The sequence below is a fragment of the Stenotrophomonas sp. STEN021 genome (genome assembly GCF_056760175.1).
Genome location: NZ_JBRREH010000175.1, coordinates 1 through 536, shown reverse-complemented (window position 1 = coordinate 536; position 536 = coordinate 1). Strand labels below are relative to the sequence as shown.

The following is a 536-nucleotide window of genomic DNA, read 5'->3' as shown; positions in this document are numbered from 1 at the left end:
TCGCTGTGCTGCTCCTGTACTCTCCATCTTCATACCAGTCATCCCCGCTCCTCTCCGCCCGCCCCGCCCCGCCGCCGCCGCCCCCCCCCCCCCCCCCCCCCCCCCCCCCCCCCCATGTTGTTTTACTGAAAAACTTATATTGTAAAAAAATATTGAGTAGAACAATCCCTACCCTACACAAGTTGATGCTTCGCAGTCAACTCGTAGAAGGGGGTTTAAGGGGGAGTGCTTCACTCCCCCTTTGCTCTTGCATCGGCCTTTGTTGTTTTTAATTTTGAACGAGCTTCTTTGTGTCGTTTCATCTTTGCTTGATCTTCTGCAACTTTCACCAATGCTTGATGAAATTGCCGAGGCTTATAAGCCGGATAATTAATATCCATAGCAGCGACAAATTTAGACACTGTATTGACACGACCTTCCAGCGTCTCTAGGGATGCTCTGAACAATTCCTCGGCGACAATAGCGCAAGGTTCGACGGATGACGACGATGCAGCTGAGCTTCGGGGACGCGGAACACACGGGCAAGCGGAAGAAGA

1 protein-coding gene is annotated in these 536 nt (G+C 52.1%); it reads right to left on the bottom strand.

What is annotated here, in order from left to right:
* Nucleotides 1-230: 230 nt before the first annotated feature.
* On the bottom strand, nt 231-536 hold a 306-nt coding region (locus ACVOL0_RS20395; RefSeq protein WP_481550632.1), incomplete at its 5' end, for a hypothetical protein.